The sequence below is a fragment of the Pseudomonas sp. SCPG-7 genome (assembly GCF_002156405.1).
In the GTDB taxonomy this organism is placed as follows: domain Bacteria; phylum Pseudomonadota; class Gammaproteobacteria; order Pseudomonadales; family Pseudomonadaceae; genus Aquipseudomonas; species Aquipseudomonas parakoreensis.
Genome location: NZ_MVOO01000007.1, coordinates 289,810 through 307,932 on the forward strand (window position 1 = coordinate 289,810; position 18,123 = coordinate 307,932).

The following is an 18,123-nucleotide window of genomic DNA, read 5'->3' on the forward strand; positions in this document are numbered from 1 at the left end:
CTAAGCTACAGACAATTCAGTGCTGGCCGCGGCCGGTGCTTGTCATGATTTCTCTGCCCGGATGTCTCATGCGCAGTCGCCTTTTCAGTGTCTTGTCCTGTTTGCTACTTACCGCCGCTGCCGCTCAATCCGCCCAGGCGGTGGACCTGTCGACCCAACGCCAGTATTACGATGAAGCCAAGCGCGCACTGGCCAAGGGCGATACCGGCCCGTACTTTCGTTACAGCCAGGCCTTGGCCGATTACCCGCTGGAACCGTACCTGGCTTACGACGAACTGACCGCGCGTCTGAAGACTGCCAGTAATGAGGAAATCGAGAAATTCCTCGCCGAGCACGGCGACCTGCCCCAGGCCAACTGGATGAAGCTGCGCTGGTTGCGCTGGCTCGCCGACCGTGGCGATTGGGCGACCTTCACCAAGTATTACGACCCGAAACTCAACTTCACCGAACTGGACTGCCTCAATGCGCAGTTCCAGATCAGCAGCGGCCACAAGGCCGAGGGCTATGCCAATGCCGACAAACTGTGGCTGACCGGCAAATCGCAACCGGCCGCCTGTGACGGACTGTTCGGGATCTGGGCCGCCGACGGCCAGTTGACCGAACAGAAACGCTGGGAACGCACCAAACTTGCCGCCCAGGCGCGCAACTATCCATTGGCCAACAGTCTGGTCAACGGCCTGACCACCCTCGCCCCGCGCGGTCGGCTGCTGGTGGATGTGGCGCAGAAACCCGAACTGCTCAATCAGCCGTCGCGCTTCACTCCCGCTGACGAGCCGATGTCCGACGTGGTCAGCCTCGGCCTGCGCCGCCTCGCCCGCCAGGATCCGGACAAGGCCATGGCCCTGCTCGACGGATACGCCAGCAGCATGCATTTTTCCCGTGACGAAAAAGTCGCGATTGCCCGGGAAATCGGCCTGACCCTGGCCCGGCGTTTCGACAGCCGCGCGCTGGACGTGATGACCAAATACGATCCGGAGCTGCGTGACAACACCGTGTCCGAATGGCGCCTGCGCCTGCTGTTGCGTCTGGCACGCTGGGACGATGCGTATCAGTTGACCCGTCGGCTGCCGCAGGATCTGGCGACCACCAACCGCTGGCGTTACTGGCAGGCCCGCAGCCTGGAACTGGCGCAACCACAGAACCCGGAAGCGCAGACCCTGTACAAGAATCTGGCGAAAGAACGCGACTTCTACGGCTTCCTCGCCGCCGACCGCTCGCAACTGCCTTACTCGCTGATGAACAAGCCGCTGGTACTCAGCCAGGCCACCATCAACAAAGTGCGTAATACCCCCGGTGTGCGTCGCGCTCTGGAATTCCATGCGCGCGGGCAGATCGTCGACGGGCGCCGCGAGTGGTATCACGTCAGCCGCCATTTCAATCGTGACGAAATGGTCGCCCAGGCCAGGCTGGCTTACGACCTGAAATGGTACTTCCCCGCCATTCGCACCATCAGTCAGGCGCAATACTGGGACGACCTGGATATCCGCTTCCCGATGGCCCACCGCGACACCTTGGTGCGTGAAGCCAAGACGCGCGGCCTGCATTCGAGCTGGGTGTTCGCCATCACCCGCCAGGAAAGCGCGTTCATGGATGACGCCCGCTCCGGCGTCGGCGCCAGCGGCCTGATGCAGTTGATGCCCGGCACCGCCAAGGAAACCGCGCGCAAGTTCAGCATTCCGCTGGCCTCGCCGCAGCAAGTGCTCGATCCGGACAAGAACATCCAGCTCGGCGCCGCTTACCTGAGCCAGGTGCACAGCCAGTTCAACGGCAACCGCGTCCTGGCCTCCGCCGCCTACAACGCCGGCCCTGGCCGCGTGCGCCAGTGGCTGCGCGGCGCCGATCACCTGAGCTTCGATGTGTGGGTGGAAAGCATCCCGTTCGACGAAACCCGCCAGTACGTGCAGAACGTGCTGTCGTACTCGGTGATCTACGGGCAGAAACTCAATTCGCCGCAGCCGCTGGTGGATTGGCACGAGCGGTATTTCGACGATCAGTGACAGGTGCTGAATACCTGAAATGAAAAATGCCCGCATCCATCGATGCGGGCATTTTTTTGCTGCCAGAAAAGCCTTCGGCGGTTCTACACCGCCATCGCATGCCCGTCGTTGAACTGCAACGCCGCCAGCCGCGCATACAGTGGATTGCTCACGATCAGCTCCTGATGCGTACCGATTGCGACCAATCGGCCCTGATCCATCACGGCGATCCGGTCGGCGTTCTTCACCGTGGCCAGGCGATGCGCAATCACCAGCGTGGTGCGGTTGTGCATCAGACTTGGCAACGCTTCCTGAATCAGATGTTCGCTCTGGGCATCGAGAGCGCTGGTGGCTTCGTCCAGCAGCAGAATCGGCGCATCCACCAGCAACGCGCGGGCGATCGCCAGGCGTTGACGCTGGCCGCCGGAAAGGCCGAGGCCAGCGTCCCCCAGATGAGTCTGATAACCGTTGGGCATCTTCTCGATGAAGTCATGGGCGTGAGCAATTCTTGCCGCTTCCTTGACCTGCTCCAGTGTCGCGTCGGCATTGCCGTAACGAATATTCTCTTCGACGCTGCCGAAAAACAGCGCTGGCGATTGCGAGACCAGGGCGAAATTGCGCCGCAGATCCAGCGGATCGAGGCTGGTCAGCGGCACCCCGTCAATCAGGATCCGGCCTTCAAGTGGGTCGTAGAAGCGCAACAACAAGTCATACACCGTGGATTTACCGGCGCCGGAAGGCCCGACAAGGGCTAGGGTTTCACCAGCCCTGATGGTCAGGCTCAAGCCGCTGATGGCATAGCTGTCCGGACGCGACGGGTAGGAAAAGTGCACATTCTGCAATTGCAGCTCGCCCTTGATCCGTTCTGGCAACGTCACCAGCCCGAGGGTCGGTGGCTGGATGATGTTCTGCGAATTGAGCAGTTCCGCGATGCGCTCGGCGGCACCCGCCGCACGCTGCAACTCGCCGATGACCTCGCTCAACGTACCAATGGCACTGCCGACGATCAGACTGTAGAAAACGAACGCCGCCAGTTCGCCCCCGGTAATGCGCCCGGCTATCACGTCCATGCCACCGACCCACAACATCACCGCCACCGCGCCGAGCACCAGCACGATCACCACGGTAATCATCCAGGAGCGCTGAAAGATCCGTTTGCGCGCAGTATCAAACGCGTCCTCGACCGTCGTGGCGAAACGGCGTTCATCCTGCACCTGATGGTTATAGGCCTGAACGGTTTTGATCTGCCCGAGCGTCTCGGAAACGTAGCTGCCGATGTCCGCAACCCGATCCTGACTCAACCGCGACAGATTGCGCACGCGCCGACCGAAAATCAGAATCGGCGCGACCACGAAGGGCAAGGCGATCACCACGATGCTGGTAAGTTTCGGATTGGTCACGAACAGCAGCACTACTCCGCCGATCACCATCAACAGGTTGCGCAGAAACATGGAGAGCGACGAGCCGATCACCGATTGCAGCAACGTCGTGTCGGCAGTCAGCCGTGATTGAATCTCCGAACTGCGGTTATTCTCGTAAAAGCCGGGATGCAGGTAGACCAGATGGTTGAACACCTCGCGCCGGATATCCGCTACAACTCGCTCGCCGATCCACGACACCCAGTAAAACCGCGCAAAGGTGCCAATCGCCAGGCCCAACACCATCAGCATGAAGATACCGATGCTCTGGTTCAGTTGGTGCGGCGACTGCGTCATGAAGCCCCGATCGACCAGCAATTTGATCCCCTGCCCCATCGACAAAGTAACGGCCGCCGTGACGATCAACGCCAACAGCGCAGCGCAGACTTGCCAACGATAAGGCGCCAGAAACCGGCTGGTCAGACTCAGCGCTCGACGGTGCCGGGAAGAAAGCTTCGAGATCATTCAGGTACACATCCGTGTTGATGAAAGGGCTAGCCTAAACCTTCTATGGGGCGGAACTCTGTAAATCACAATGAGTCAGGTTAAATATGCCCCCAAAGACTAGGCCATAGTTGCTATTGGTCTAATGTCCCGGTTGAGACGAGCGGTCATTTCTGTTGGAGTGGAGATGCCGCTTTTGACAGACCCAAGGGTGTTGTCACAGCCTGGTCACGTGGCGGTTTTAATCTACGTGCACAACCTGATGAGGAGACAGGCCATGTCCTTGCAACACAGCAGCGATGACAAGATTCAAGTGATCCGCACCAAGCCCGGCCAACCTCTGGGTTGCTCGATTATCGACAAGGATGGGCGTGAAGTACCGATCACTGAAGACATGATCCAGGACGCGTGCCGCGAGCTGGAGAAGCGATTGGTCAAGCCTGCCGAACAAAAGTGATATAGCCACCGTCTTCCTGACCCGGCCCCTGTTTGGCCGGGTTTTTTCTGCCTGCCGTTCTGCTCTCCTACAGGGTCAGGGCAAACACTGTGGGAGCGAGCCTGCTCGCGAAAGGGCCGACCTGTTATTGAACCGCAACCGCCCCCAGCGCCGCCACAATCTGTTGCAACTGCGGCGAATCGCCGTCGATCCGCACCTTCAGCCCCTCGATCTCGCGCCGCACCGGGTACTGCTTGCGCAACACATCGAAGGCCGCACGCTGTTCAGCGACATTGCCTACAAGACTGCGGCGAAAATCCGCGTCATCGCGGCGCGGGTCGTACACCCCGCGGCACAACATCGCCAGCGCCCAGGCCGGATCACTGTCGGCGTGCAGGGTCACTTCTGACAGCCAGGGAGCCGGCAACAAGTCACTAAGCTGGATGCTCGGCAGTTGACCGATAAATTCGCAATAGGCCTGATAAATCTGCGCCGTCCCGCGCTGTTTGCCATCGAGGCTGTAACCGGCAATGTGCGGCGTGGCCAGCACGCAGAGTTCGGCGAGGTCGACATCGACTTCAGGCTCGGCTTCCCACACGTCGAGCACCGCTTGCAGGTCTTCACGCGCCAGCAGCACGGTGCGCAACGCAGCGTTATCCACCACGGGGCCACGAGCGGCGTTGATCAGCCAGGTACCCGGTTTGAGCTGTTGCAGACGCGGCTCATCGAACAGATGCCAGGTCGCGCCTGCGCCGATACGGGTCAGCGGCGTGTGCAGGCTGATCACGTCGCACTGCTCGATGATCTGCTCAAGACTGACGTAATCTCCCCCCTCGACTGCCTGACGCGGCGGGTCGCAGACTTTGACATTCCAGCCCAGGCCCTTGAGGACCTTGATCAACCGGCCGCCGACTTCACCGGCACCGATTACCCCATAAGTACGTTGCGGCAATTCAACGCCTTCGATTTCCGCCAGGGTCATCAGACTGCCGAGCACATAATCGACCACACCTCGCGCATTGCAACCGGGCGCGCTGGACCAGGTAATGCCGGCCTCGGCGAAATAATCGAGATCCAGATGATCGGTGCCGATAGTGCAAGTGCCGACGAAACGCACTTTGCTGCCTTCGAGCAAAGCACGATTGACGTTAGTCACCGAGCGCACCAGCAACACATCGGCCTGCTCGACCGTCGCACGGTCGATGGCACGGCCCGGTACCCGGCGGATCTCGCCGTAACCGGCAAAAAAGGCATCGAGCAGGGGGATATTTTCGTCGGCAACAATCAGCATGGCGGGCTCCTTGGGCGGATCGGCAGTTTAACTGTAGGAGCTGCCGCAGGCTGCGATCTTTTGATTTTGTTTTTCAAGATCGAGATCGAGATCAAAAGATCGCAGCCTGCGGCAGCTCCTACAGATTACAAATCCGCAACAGAGGATTTTTCCTGACCAGAGCGTCAGCGGCGTAGAATGCGGCGCCCTGCGCATCAATCCCTGTGGACGCTTTGCCTGTGAATTCTGTTACTGATCAACCGCTCGCTGCCTCACTCACCCGCCCCGCGCGAATTCGCCTGGAATTCAGGAATCTGCTCGCCCTCGCACTGCCGATCATCATCGCGCAACTGGCGACCACCGCCATGGGCTTCGTCGATGCGGTGATGGCCGGCCGTGTCGGGCCGCGTGACCTGGCAGCGGTAGCACTGGGCAACTCAATCTGGGTCCCGGTGTTTCTGCTGATGACTGGCACCCTGCTGGCCACCACGCCGAAAGTCGCCCAGCGTTTCGGCGCCGGCACCCACAGCGAAATCGGCCCGATTGTCCGTCAAGCGCTGTGGCTGGCACTGGTGGTCGGCCTGATTGCCACGTGCATGCTGGTCGCCGCCGAACCGGTGCTGCACCTGATGAAAGTCGATCCCGAGCTGATCGGCCCATGCATGCAATACCTGCACGGCATTGCCAGCGGGCTGCCGGCGGTGGCGTTCTACCACGTGTTGCGCTGTACCAGTGATGGCATCGGCCGTACCCGCCCGGCGATGGTCCTGGGCCTGTGCGGTCTGGCGCTGAACATTCCGCTGAACTACATCTTCATTTATGGCCACTTCGGCGTACCGGCCATGGGTGGCGTGGGCTGTGGCTGGGCCACGGCCATCGTGATGTGGGTCATGGCGCTGGGTCTGGCCGGATGGGAGCGCTGGGCGCCGGCGTATCGTTCGAGTGAGATCTTCAGCCGCTTCGACTGGCCACAATGGGCGGTGATCAAACGTCTGCTGGCGATCGGCTTGCCGATTGGCATCGCCGTGTTTGCCGAGTCGAGTATCTTCGCCGTGATCGCCCTGCTGATCGGCAGCCTCGGCGCCACCGTGGTGGCCGGGCATCAGATCGCGCTGAACGTCAGCTCGCTGGTGTTCATGATTCCGTATTCGCTGGGCATGGCCGTCACGGTGCGTGTCGGCCAGGCGCTGGGGCGTGAAGAGCCGCGGGAAGCACGCTTTGCCGCCGGCGTCGGCATGGGCACCGCGCTGGCGTATGCCTGCCTGTCGGCGAGCATGATGCTGTTGCTGCGCGAGCCGATTGCGTCGATCTATACGGCGGATCCGACGGTGATTCACATCGCGGCAATGCTGATTGTGTACTCGGCGCTGTTCCAGTTCTCCGACGCGATCCAGGTGACGGCTGCCGGCGCTCTGCGCGGTTATCAGGACACCCGGGTAACGATGATTCTGACCCTGTTCGCCTACTGGGGCATCGGCCTGCCAGTGGGTTACGCCCTAGGTCTGACCGACTGGCTCGGCGAACCGCGTGGCCCAAGCGGTCTGTGGCAAGGTCTGATTGTCGGCCTGAGCTGCGCGGCGCTGATGTTGTCGATTCGACTGACGCGCAGTGCACGCAAGCGTATTCGGATCAGTCGTTCGGTGGGCTGATCAGCCATAAAAAAAGACCTGCACATGCAGGTCTTTTTTTATGCCCGAATTCAATTGGACTTCTTGCGGATCCAGTACAGATAAGTACCGGCCTCTTCGTGCTGCCCCACCAGTTCGTGGTCGAGAAACACACAGAACTTGGGAATGTCGCGACGGGTCGAGGGATCGGTGGCGATCACCTTGAGCAGGCCGCCCGGCACCAGGTCACGTATGTGCTGATGCAGCATCATTACCGGCTCCGGGCAATTGAGACCGGTAGCATCGAGGGTGCCGTCGACCGGGGTATCGATCATTTCACTCATGATTCACTCCTGAAACTGGCCGGCATTGTCGCGCATTGCCGGGTGCTCAGTCATCTGTAGCGAGGGGATTTATCCCCGATGGGTTGCGAAGCGGCCCCAAAGAGTGGGGATGCGCTGCATCCATTCGGGGATAAATCCCCTCACCACAGAGATCATTCCCACAGGGTTTAGTGGTGACTCAGCGAGATTTGGCTTTCTTGATGTCATGCCGACGCAAATGACAGGTCACTTCCTCGCGGTCGTGATACAGCTGCTTGCAACCAATGTCGACCTTGATCCCGCGCGCCTTGAAGCCATCGGCGATGCGCTCGAGCAAGCGTTTCACTTCGGCATAGCGCTGTTTCATCGGCAGCTTGAGGTTGACCACCGCTTCGCGGCAATGACCCTCGCCGATCCATTCTTCCAGCATCGCCGCGTTACGCGCCGGCTTCTCGACGATGTCGCAGACCATCCAGTCCACTGGTTGCTTGGGCTTGAAGGTGAAACCGTCGGCCATCAAGTGTTGCACCAGACCGGTGTCCATCAGGCTTTCAGCCATCGGGCCGTTGTCGATGGCGGTCACCAGCATGCCGCGGTTGACCAGTTGCCAGGTCCAGCCGCCGGGTGCCGCGCCGAGGTCGACGCCGGTCATGTCGCTGTGCAGGCGCTCGTCCCACTGATCACGCGGGATAAAGTGGTGCCAGGCCTCTTCCAGTTTCAAGGTCGAACGGCTGGGCGCCTCGCGCGGAAACTTCAGGCGCGGAATGCCCATCGGCCACATCGCCGAGTTGCCGGCGTCGGCCATGCCGAGAAACACTTCGCGACCACTTTTGAAGGTCAGCAGCAGGCGCGGTTTGCTCGCGTCGTCCACCAGTTTGCCGGCGCCGGTCAGCGCCTTGCGCAGCGGGCCTTCGAACTTCTTGCAGAAATTCGACAGCTCTTTGCCGTCGTTGGTATCGACCACTTCCAGCCACAGGCTGCCGCAGACCGGGAAGTCCGCCATCCGCTCGATGATCACGCTGATGCGGTCGGTTTCCGGCAAATCGATGAAGACACCGCGCGCCCACTGGCGCGGAAAAATCAGCTCGGCGAAACGCTGGCCGCGCATCAGGCGTTCGGCGCCGTCTGCTTCGCTGCAGACAAACTCCGCGTACGCGGTGGCCGGTTTGGCCTTGGCGTAACCGGCCACATTCAACTGGGCGGCGAGGTCGGAAATCTCCGAACAGACTTCGCCTTCGAAGCCTGGCCGGCAATGCATGAATAGGGTGTTCATTCTTACTCCTGGGCAGAGGGCGGACATTCGGCCCCTGCACGCTGCTCAAGCCTTGCGGTGAAGCAAAGCCTGTCACGAAAACCGGCGCATGATAGCCGAGTTCGGAACCTTGGACTTATCGATAGAGTCCAGTTATTAGCCAGCTACTGAAAACAGGGCTACGTTGATAGCTCTGCCCGTCCCCTCAGTCCGTAGCCGTGCGGACTTAAAGGAGTGATCGTAATGCCGTCCCTCGATAGTCTGAAGACCCTTAAAACTCTACAAATCGACGATAAGACCTACCACTATTTCAGCCTGCCCGATGCCGCCAAGAGCCTTGGCAATATCGACCAGCTACCGATGTCGCTGAAAGTCCTGCTGGAAAACCTGCTGCGCTGGGAAGATGAAAAAACTGTCACCGGCGCCGACCTCAAGGCCATTGCTGCCTGGCTCAAGGAGCGCCGCTCCGACCGGGAAATCCAGTACCGCCCTGCCCGAGTATTGATGCAAGACTTTACCGGGGTACCCGCCGTGGTCGACCTCGCCGCGATGCGCGCCGCCATGGCCAAGGCCGGTGGTGATCCGCAACGAATCAACCCGCTGTCGCCGGTGGATCTGGTGATCGACCACTCGGTGATGGTCGACAAATTCGCCACCCCGAGCGCCTTCGAACAGAACGTCGACATAGAGATGCAGCGCAACGGCGAGCGTTATGCATTCCTGCGCTGGGGCCAGAGCGCCTTCGATAACTTCAGCGTGGTGCCACCAGGCACCGGGATCTGCCACCAGGTCAACCTCGAATACCTCGGGCGCACGGTGTGGACCAAGGATGAGGACGGCCGCACCTACGCCTTCCCCGACACGTTGGTCGGCACCGACTCCCACACCACCATGATCAACGGCCTCGGCGTGCTCGGCTGGGGCGTCGGCGGGATCGAGGCGGAAGCCGCGATGCTCGGCCAACCGGTGTCGATGCTGATTCCGGAAGTGATCGGTTTCAAACTCACCGGCAAACTCAAGGAAGGCATCACCGCCACCGACTTGGTGCTGACCGTCACGCAGATGCTGCGCAAAAAAGGGGTGGTCGGCAAATTCGTCGAATTCTACGGTGACGGCCTCGCCGATCTGCCACTGGCCGACCGCGCGACCATCGCCAACATGGCCCCGGAATATGGCGCGACCTGTGGCTTCTTCCCGGTCGATGACGTAACCCTCGAATACCTGCGCCTGTCCGGCCGCCCGGCTGAAGTGGTGAAACTGGTCGAGGCCTACACCAAGGCCCAAGGCCTATGGCGCCTGCCCGGTCAGGAACCGGTGTTCACCGACAGCCTGGCGCTGGACATGGGCAGCGTCGAAGCCAGCCTTGCCGGGCCAAAGCGCCCGCAGGACCGGGTCTCGCTGCCAAACGTGGCGCAGGCCTTCAGTGATTTCATGGATTTGCAATTCAAGCCCACCAGCAAGGAAGAAGGCCGCCTGGAAAGCGAGGGCGGCGGTGGGGTGGCCGTGGGCAACGCCGATATGGTCGGCGAAACCGAATACGAGTATGAAGGCCACACCTATCGCCTGAAAAACGGCGCGGTGGTGATCGCCGCGATCACCTCCTGCACCAACACCTCCAACCCGAGCGTGATGATGGCGGCCGGGCTGCTGGCGAAAAAAGCCGTGGAGAAAGGCCTGACGCGCAAGCCTTGGGTCAAGAGTTCGCTGGCCCCCGGCTCGAAAGTGGTCACCGACTACTACAAGGCGGCCGGGCTGACGCAATACCTGGATCAGCTCGGTTTTTCGCTGGTCGGTTATGGCTGCACCACTTGCATCGGCAACTCCGGGCCATTGCCGGAGCCAATCGAGAAGGCCATTCAGAAAGCTGACCTCACCGTGGCGTCGGTGCTGTCCGGCAACCGTAACTTCGAAGGCCGGGTGCATCCGCTGGTCAAGACCAACTGGCTGGCCTCGCCACCGCTGGTGGTCGCTTATGCTCTGGCTGGCAGCGTGCGCACTGACATCAGCAGCGAGCCTCTGGGTAACGACCAGCAAGGCAATCCGGTGTACCTGCGCGATATCTGGCCGAGCAGTCAGGAAATCGCCGATGCGGTGAATCAGGTCAACACCGCGATGTTCCACAAGGAATACGCCGAGGTGTTTGCCGGCGATGAACAGTGGCAAGCGATCCAGGTGCCGCAAGCCGCCACCTATGTGTGGCAGGACGATTCGACCTACATCCAGCATCCGCCGTTCTTCGACGACATTTCTGGCCCATTGCCGGTGATCACTGACGTCAAGGGTGCGCGGGTTTTGGCGTTGCTCGGTGATTCGGTGACCACCGACCACATCTCCCCGGCCGGCAACATCAAGACTGACAGCCCGGCCGGGCGCTATCTGCGCGAAAAAGGCGTGGAACCGCGAGACTTCAACTCCTACGGCTCACGACGTGGCAACCATGAGGTGATGATGCGCGGCACGTTCGCCAACATCCGCATTCGTAACGAGATGCTCGGCGGCGAAGAAGGTGGCAACACGATCTACATCCCGAGCGGCGAGAAAATGCCGATTTATGATGCCGCCATGCGTTATCAGGCCGCGGGCACGCCGCTGGTGGTAATCGCCGGTCAGGAATACGGTACCGGCTCCAGCCGCGATTGGGCGGCCAAGGGCACCAACCTGTTGGGTGTCAAAGCGGTGATCGCTGAAAGCTTCGAGCGCATCCACCGTTCCAACCTGGTGGGCATGGGCGTGTTGCCGTTGCAGTTCAAGCTCGATCAGAACCGCAAGAGCCTGAACCTCACTGGCAAGGAAACCCTCGATATCCAGGGGCTGACTGGCGTCGAGCTGACGCCGCGCATGAACCTGACCCTGGTCATCACTCGTGAGGACGGCCGCCAGGAGAAACTCGACGTGCTGTGCCGCATCGATACGTTGAATGAGGTGGAGTACTTCAAGTCGGGCGGGATTCTGCACTACGTGTTGCGGCAACTGATCGCCTCGTGATTGCTTGATTCCCGTGGTGAGGGGATTCATCTACGATGGACTGCGCAGCAGGCCCTTTTTTGGGGTCGCTTCGCAACCCATCGGGGATAAATCCCCTCGCTACCGGTGCTCGACACAAATACTTTTCTGCAGGCGAAAAAAAACCCGCCGAAGCGGGTTTTTCCCAAGACCATTATCGACTCCCTGTCGGCAGCGATCCTTGCTAATGGTCGATCATCCGTGATCCTGAAACACTCCCTGTGTCTCAGTTGATGGGTGTAGATTACGCCGTGGATCCAATCGGCAATAGTCGCAAAAGCTACCACCGCGTGTAAGACATTCGCTATACAAGCCCTTCCGAAAACCCCTACGTCAGTCAGGCACTCAGCCTGCAAGCCACCATGTCAGTCACCATCACGCTCGCGCGTCTTCGCACTTTCGGCGAGAAACTGTTCAAGTCGACTTAATTGCTCCTCCCAGCCGCGGCTATCCATGTAGTACGCCTCCTTCTGCCGCACATCGGGGATATGCGCAAAGCCGGACTCGGACACCTTGAGCAATGTGCCGCTCTCGTAATCCTGCAGCTCGAACTTGACCAGCGTAGTCGGCTCCTGGGAATAGTCGATGTTCGGATTGACCGCGTACGGGTGCCAGCGAAACGAAAACAGCTGCTGCGGCTCCACCCGCTCCACCAGCACGTTCCACAGCACGTGTTCATAACCGGGATACGTGACCTGCCCTTGCGTCCATTCCCCGGCAATGAACCGCCTGCCCTCCAGTGCCACACCAAACCACTGACCAAACGCCTCGGCATCGACCAATGCACGCCAGACATATGAACGTGGCGCCTTGAGCGCGATTTTGCGTTCGAAACTATTGGGTACCGGTTTCATAAGTCACCTCCTGTTTTGAACAGTAGGCTTGTATGACCACATGTCCAACCTGAAGTTGTATCAAAGGGCTGCACCTGTCCAATCCAGAGGAAACATTCGGCGGCATTTCCGTTCATTGAAACGAGCGCCCCCCTCCGATGAACCTGTTACCGTTTCCTGCGAAATGGACACAGACAAGGACGAAGCATGCAGCCATCTCTCTCCGAACGTTATCGCGGCGCCCTGCTCGGCCTCGCTTGCGGCGACGCCGTCGGCACCACGTTGGAGTTCAAGCCAAGAGGCTCATTCCAGCCGCTGAGGGACATGGTCGGTGGCGGCCCCTTTCACTTGAAACCCGGGCAATGGACGGATGACACCTCGATGGCGCTGTGCCTGGCGGAGAGCCTGCTGAGGAAAAACACATTCGATGCGGCGGACCAGATGGGACGCTATCTGAATTGGTGGCAATGGGGGTATCTCAGTTCCACCGGTGATTGTTTCGATATCGGCATGACGGTCAGCCAGGCGCTGTCGCGGTATCAGCAAACCGGTCAGCCGTTCGCGGGATCTACCGACCCGTTTACCGCCGGCAACGGGTCGCTGATGCGCCTGGTGCCGGTGGTGCTGTTTTATTTCCCTGATGCCCGGCAGATTCGCCAGTTCGCCAGTGACAGTTCGCGAACCACCCATGCTGCACCTGAAGCCATCGAATGCTGTCAGTTATTTGCCGAAGTGCTCAGCAAAGCACTGCTAGGCGCCTCCAAGTCAGAATTGCGCAAATTGCCAGACGCAACCTTCGTTCAACCTAAAGTCGCAGCCATCGCCCGAGGTGATTACCTCGCAAAGTCGGCGAGCGAAATCCGTGGCAGCGGCTACAGCGTCGAGTCGCTGGAGGCGGCTCTGTGGTGTTTTCATCACACTGACGGTTTCGCTGCGGCGATTCTGCAAGCCGCCAACCTGGGCGATGATGCCGACACCACTGCCGCGATCGTCGGCCAATTGGCTGGGGTCTACTATGGCGTTCGGGCGATTCCTGCCCACTGGCTGGAAATGCTCCATGACGGCGAGGAGATTGCAGCCACCGCAGATCGCCTGCTCGAAGCCTCCCGGCTACGCGTCCCTGATTAGAAGCTCCACAGCCGCTAAACTGCACTGCACTTTCATCCGACTCAGTGAGATTACCCAATGTCCCCACGCCTGCTTCTGGCCCTGACACCCTTTCTGTTCAACCCCCTCGCCCACGCTGCCGTCGACTGCGCCAATGCCAGCGGTCAGGCCACCATGAACCAGTGTGCCGGGCAGGAATTCAAGTCGACTGACAAGGAGTTGAACGTGGTGTATCAGCAGATCACCGGCCGCTTGAAGGACAACCCTGACCGCAAGAAGCTGCTGGTGGGTGCGCAGCGAGCGTGGATCGGGTTTCGCGATACCGAGTGCAAATTTTCGGCATCCGGGGTCGAGGGCGGGAGTGTTTATCCGCTGATCTACAGCAATTGCCTGACCGTTGTGACCAAGGCACGGATTGAGGCGCTGAAGCAGTATTTGAAGTGTCAGGAAGGTGACATGAGTTGCCCAGTGCCAGGGGCCTGATTTTGTAGTGGCTTCGGTCTTGCCGTCAGGTTTGTTGATTCCACACCTGGCGCAGCTTCGGCTCGCTGGCCAGTGAATCGATTTCCGCACCATTACCAACGACTGCGCGGAGCCGGAACAGAGGAAAGTGGCGCAGCAATAAAAACCAAACTAATTATTGTAATCAGATAATTTATCATCGAGAATTCGCTACCAAATTGTAACAACCAGGAATTTTCATGAGTACTCACATCAACGGATTGGCGCCGCAGCGCATGCATTGGATCGGTCTGCTGGCTGCGATTCTTGTCTGGGTTCTGGGGGTGACGGAGGTCGGTGGCAACGTGACGATCTGGTTCTTCAAGAAGGATGAAATGCTGGCAAGCCTGCTTTATGCCTTTGCAGAAGGCTCGCCGCAATTGCTTGACCCATTTGTCGAAGGTGCATTGCTTGATCCTGACACTTGGCTGTCATCAACGGTCACTGCGCTGATCGTCTTTCTGGATTTCCTGCCCGTTGTCCTGTCGGCTTACGCGTTATGGCTGACCGGGTTGTTTTTTCTGCGATTGTCGCGCGGCGAAACATGGACCGACCGCAACATCAGGGTTCTCTGGCGAGTGGGCGTACTCTGCATCGTTTCTCCGGCAACCTACCCGCTAATAGAGACCTTGCAAGGCTTGGCGTTGTCGATAGATCTGCCGCCGGGGGATCGGATTTTCCAGTTCTCGATCGGCCTGTCTTCCGCTTCTGCCTACGAGATAATCAAAGGCGTATTACTCTGTATTTTTTCAATTATCATGCGTGACGCAAAAGTACTCAGCGATGAGCAAAGCCAATACATATAGAACAATATAATGACCATTATCGTCCGCCTTGACGTCGTCATGGCCACGCAAAAAATTCGCTCGAAAGAGTTAGCCGCCTTGCTCGGAATAACCGAGGCCAACCTGTCATTGCTCAAAAACGGCAAAGTCAAAGGCGTGAAGATGGCAACTCTGGACAAGCTCTGCGCTGCGCTCGATTGCCAGCCGGGCGATCTGCTGGAATACCAGAAAGACTGAGACTTTCCCCGGACGGCGAGTTATTTATCGCGGGTCCCAATCGTTTAACTCTTATTCAATCCTTAGTTTCAAGGCGGCTTTGTCATGTCCCGTTATTTGTTATGCACGCTGTTATTGCTGACAGCGTCACTCAGCGGCTGCGCCACACAATTTGACGTAGCACTCAATGCAATCCCTGATCCGGACTATCAGTTCGACCGAAAGGCAACCGTACTGGTGACCTCGACGAATGGCGCGGATGAGAACGCACTGAATGCGCGCTACCATCTTCGCGACATGGTCAACGCATTGAAAGACAGGGGTTTCCAAGAGGTCTATACCGACGCCAGCCTGCCCAGAAATCACGCACCGATCAAAATGACCATCAGCCTCGATATCGGCAGCCGGCAAGTGTCTTACCGTTATACCGCTACCGACTATGGGCAAGTGCCAACCAGCACTACCACCGTTTGCAAGAACACCAAGAAGAAAGATGACCGACTGACCTGCACCAGTAAGCCCAATACGACCTATGGTCCGGTGGGAACTTCGGAGCGAATCGGCTATACCACCCTAAGTACCTTTATTGCTACCGCCCGGGATGAGGAGAGTAAACGCACGGTGTATCTGCTGCGGGCGTCGTCTTATAACGAGGACTGTCAGGCCGCCAAGGTCGAAGCGTTTCTGGTCGAGCAGGGCCTGCAGAACCTGAACTTCCAGGATCGCGTGCAACGCAACTACAGCGTCACGATGCCCGAGGGTTACAGCTGCAAATAGTCAGTTACCCAAACCCCTGCCTCGACAGCTTCACAGCGCAGCCAACGTGAGCCGGTGTAGTGAAGCGCATCCCGGCTACACGTGCGGATCACCCGGCGGCTTGGCCGGCGCCGCGTATTGCGGCTTGAGGTGGCCGTCTTGGTCCAGTAGCCAGGCGTCCATGATCTGCCGCACCACGGGACCGGCAACCCGACCACCGGCCTCACCGTTTTCGATCATCACCGAGATGGCGATCTTCGGGTGTTCTGCCGGAGCGAAGCCGACAAACAAGGCGTTGTCGCGATGCCGTTCAAGGGTTTTCTCACGGTTGTAACGCTCACCCTGCTTGATCGCCACCACCTGCGCCGTACCACTCTTGCCGGCGATGCGGTACTGCGCACCGGCCGCTGCGGCACGCGCGATACCCCGGGCATCGTGCATCACCATCTGCATGCCGTGGTTGACCTGATCCCAGTCACGCGGGTTCTTCAGCAGGATATTTGGCATCGGATGCTCGTCGACCGGCGCCACGCCATCAACCGTCTTCGCCAGATGCGGTCGATTCCATACGCCCTTGTTGGCAATCAGTGCGGTGGCCTGAGCCAGTTGTAGCGGCGTGACCTGCATGTAGCCCTGGCCGATGCCCAGGATTACTGTTTCCCCCGGGAACCAGGCTTGACGGCGCGTGGCGCGTTTCCAAGCCTGAGATGGCATTAAACCGGGCGACTCTTCGAACATGTCCAGCGAAACTTTTTCGCCGAGGCCGAACATCGCCATGTAGTCGTGCAGGCGATCGATGCCGAGCTTGTGCGCCAGATCGTAGAAGTAGGTGTCATTGGAACGCATGATCGCCGCGTCCATGTCCACCCAGCCATCGCCGCTGTGATTCCAGTTGCGGTACTTGTGATCGAAATCCGGGAGTTGGTAATAGCCCGGGTCGAAGACTCGTGTCTGCGGGGTCACAACACCGGCATCAAGGCCGGCAATCGCCACTTCGGGTTTGATGGTCGAACCCGGTGCATACAGGCCGCGTAGCACACGGTTGAACAGCGGCCGATCGATGGAATCGCGTAGCGCCGAGTATTCCTTGGAGCTGATACCGGTGACGAACAGGTTCGGGTCGAAGCTCGGATTGCTGACCATGGCCAGCACTTCACCAGTGGATGGATCGAGAGCCACCACCGAACCACGGCGGTCGCCCAGTGCGGCTTCAGCAGCTTCCTGCAGTTTGACGTCGAGACTTAGAACGATGTTTTTGCCAGGGACCGGATCGGTGTGTTTGAGCACTCGCAACACTCGGCCTTGGGCGTTGGTCTCAACTTCTTCGTAGCCAACGTGACCGTGCAGCTGCGCTTCGTAGAAGCGTTCAATGCCGGTTTTACCGATGGATTGCGTGCCGCGGTATTCCACCGAGTCGAGGGTTTTGGATTCTTTTTCGTTAATCCGGCCAACGTAACCGATTGAATGCGCAAAGTGCGGACCCAACGGGTAATGCCGAACAAACTGCGGCTCGACATCGAGGCCCGGCAAACGGAACTCGTTAACCGCCAACACGGCGATTTGCTCTTCCGTCAGTTCGTAGAACAGCGTCACCGGGGTGAATGGGTGACGGGACTGCTTCATGGCCTTATCGAAAACCGTACGATCTTCAGCGGGCAAATGCAGCAGATTGATCACCTCGTCCAGTTCCTGATTTACATCAGTGGCGCGTTCGCGGGTGATGATCAGGTTGTAACTGGGACGGTTATCAGCGAGCAGCACACCATTGCGATCGTAGATCAGGCCTCTCGTCGGCGGAATCGGCAATACGTGCACGCGGTTGTTTTCAGAGATGGTCGAGTGGTAGTCATATTCAACCACTTGCAGGATGTACAAGCGCACCACCAGCGCGCAGCTGATAGCAAAGACAAACAGAGCGCAGGCGATCAACCGTTTGTTGACCAAGCGCTTCTCTTTTTCATGATCTTTGATCGGGATGGGTTCAGGCATTTCTACAGCAACTCTTTGACATAATTTGAGCGCCGATCCGTGGGCATGACATCAATCCGTTAAAAAACGAGCTGCACCATACCAAAAACCGAGTAATCACTTCAGAAGGATTTTCTCCAATGGCAGTCCTGGCGACGGTTGGAACACTCGTATCGTCTGATCTTGGCGAGCCAAGCACTTTCCTGCGGACAAAACAAAACCCCAACT

At 59.1% G+C, this 18,123-nt stretch carries 15 protein-coding genes; 9 read left to right on the top strand and 6 right to left on the bottom strand.

Features of this window, described 5'->3' with window-relative positions; all coding sequences use genetic code 11:
• The first annotated feature begins 68 nt into the window (after positions 1 to 68).
• Complete coding sequence (locus tag B1722_RS16020; protein WP_041069022.1) at positions 69 to 1,997, top strand: transglycosylase SLT domain-containing protein; 1,929 nt, start codon at positions 69 to 71, stop codon at positions 1,995 to 1,997.
• 83 nt (positions 1,998 to 2,080) lie between these two features.
• Here B1722_RS16020 and B1722_RS16025 read toward each other — a convergent pair whose 3' ends face one another.
• Complete coding sequence (locus B1722_RS16025; protein WP_041069025.1) at positions 2,081 to 3,859, bottom strand: ABC transporter transmembrane domain-containing protein; 1,779 nt, start codon at positions 3,857 to 3,859, stop codon at positions 2,081 to 2,083.
• Between the two features lie 256 nt (positions 3,860 to 4,115).
• Between B1722_RS16025 and B1722_RS16030 the strand changes: the two genes are divergently transcribed.
• Positions 4,116 to 4,295 carry a PA1571 family protein gene (locus tag B1722_RS16030; protein WP_027611439.1) on the top strand — a complete coding sequence of 60 codons (180 nt, stop codon included), beginning with the start codon at positions 4,116 to 4,118 and terminating at the stop codon, positions 4,293 to 4,295.
• Between the two features lie 124 nt (positions 4,296 to 4,419).
• Here the strand turns inward: B1722_RS16030 and pdxB are convergent, their stop codons facing one another.
• Positions 4,420 to 5,565, bottom strand: coding sequence for a 4-phosphoerythronate dehydrogenase PdxB (gene pdxB, locus B1722_RS16035; protein WP_086793383.1), 1,146 nt, complete (start codon positions 5,563 to 5,565; stop codon positions 4,420 to 4,422).
• A gap of 218 nt (positions 5,566 to 5,783) precedes the next feature.
• Here pdxB and B1722_RS16040 point away from each other — a divergent pair, with 218 nt between their 5' ends.
• Positions 5,784 to 7,193 carry an MATE family efflux transporter gene (locus tag B1722_RS16040; RefSeq protein WP_041069032.1) on the top strand — a complete coding sequence of 470 codons (1,410 nt, stop codon included), beginning with the start codon at positions 5,784 to 5,786 and terminating at the stop codon, positions 7,191 to 7,193.
• Positions 7,194 to 7,243: 50 nt separating this feature from the next.
• On the opposite strand, the gene tusA is transcribed toward B1722_RS16040, so the two are convergent.
• On the bottom strand, positions 7,244 to 7,495 hold the full coding sequence (gene tusA, locus B1722_RS16045) for a sulfurtransferase TusA (RefSeq protein ID WP_007961802.1): 252 nt from the start codon (positions 7,493 to 7,495) through the stop codon (positions 7,244 to 7,246).
• Positions 7,496 to 7,673: 178 nt separating this feature from the next.
• Positions 7,674 to 8,747, bottom strand: coding sequence for a 23S rRNA (cytidine(2498)-2'-O)-methyltransferase RlmM (gene rlmM, locus B1722_RS16050; RefSeq protein WP_041069036.1), 1,074 nt, complete (start codon positions 8,745 to 8,747; stop codon positions 7,674 to 7,676).
• Positions 8,748 to 8,969: 222 nt separating this feature from the next.
• Between rlmM and acnA the strand changes: the two genes are divergently transcribed.
• Positions 8,970 to 11,711 carry an aconitate hydratase AcnA gene (gene acnA, locus B1722_RS16055; RefSeq protein ID WP_086793385.1) on the top strand — a complete coding sequence of 914 codons (2,742 nt, stop codon included), beginning with the start codon at positions 8,970 to 8,972 and terminating at the stop codon, positions 11,709 to 11,711.
• 383 nt (positions 11,712 to 12,094) lie between these two features.
• On the opposite strand, the gene B1722_RS16060 is transcribed toward acnA, so the two are convergent.
• On the bottom strand, positions 12,095 to 12,583 hold the full coding sequence (locus B1722_RS16060) for an SRPBCC family protein (RefSeq protein WP_041069044.1): 489 nt from the start codon (positions 12,581 to 12,583) through the stop codon (positions 12,095 to 12,097).
• A gap of 186 nt (positions 12,584 to 12,769) precedes the next feature.
• Between B1722_RS16060 and B1722_RS16065 the strand changes: the two genes are divergently transcribed.
• The 5 genes from B1722_RS16065 (at position 12,770) to B1722_RS16085 (ending at position 15,948) form a co-directional block, all read left to right on the top strand.
• Positions 12,770 to 13,690, top strand: coding sequence for an ADP-ribosylglycohydrolase family protein (locus B1722_RS16065; RefSeq protein ID WP_041069046.1), 921 nt, complete (start codon positions 12,770 to 12,772; stop codon positions 13,688 to 13,690).
• 57 nt (positions 13,691 to 13,747) lie between these two features.
• Entirely contained in the window at positions 13,748 to 14,152 is a 405-nt protein-coding gene (locus tag B1722_RS16070) for a lysozyme inhibitor LprI family protein (protein ID WP_086793387.1), read from the top strand.
• A gap of 218 nt (positions 14,153 to 14,370) precedes the next feature.
• Positions 14,371 to 14,976, top strand: a complete 606-nt coding sequence (locus tag B1722_RS16075; RefSeq protein WP_041069052.1) for a DUF2975 domain-containing protein — start codon at positions 14,371 to 14,373, stop codon at positions 14,974 to 14,976.
• 9 nt (positions 14,977 to 14,985) lie between these two features.
• Positions 14,986 to 15,192, top strand: coding sequence for a helix-turn-helix transcriptional regulator (locus B1722_RS16080; protein WP_003226632.1), 207 nt, complete (start codon positions 14,986 to 14,988; stop codon positions 15,190 to 15,192).
• Between the two features lie 84 nt (positions 15,193 to 15,276).
• Positions 15,277 to 15,948: a hypothetical protein gene (locus B1722_RS16085; RefSeq protein WP_041069055.1), complete on the top strand. Its 672-nt coding sequence runs from the start codon at positions 15,277 to 15,279 to the stop codon at positions 15,946 to 15,948.
• A gap of 75 nt (positions 15,949 to 16,023) precedes the next feature.
• On the opposite strand, the gene mrdA is transcribed toward B1722_RS16085, so the two are convergent.
• Positions 16,024 to 17,916 carry a penicillin-binding protein 2 gene (gene mrdA / locus B1722_RS16090; RefSeq protein ID WP_041069057.1) on the bottom strand — a complete coding sequence of 631 codons (1,893 nt, stop codon included), beginning with the start codon at positions 17,914 to 17,916 and terminating at the stop codon, positions 16,024 to 16,026.
• Positions 17,917 to 18,123 lie beyond the last annotated feature (207 nt).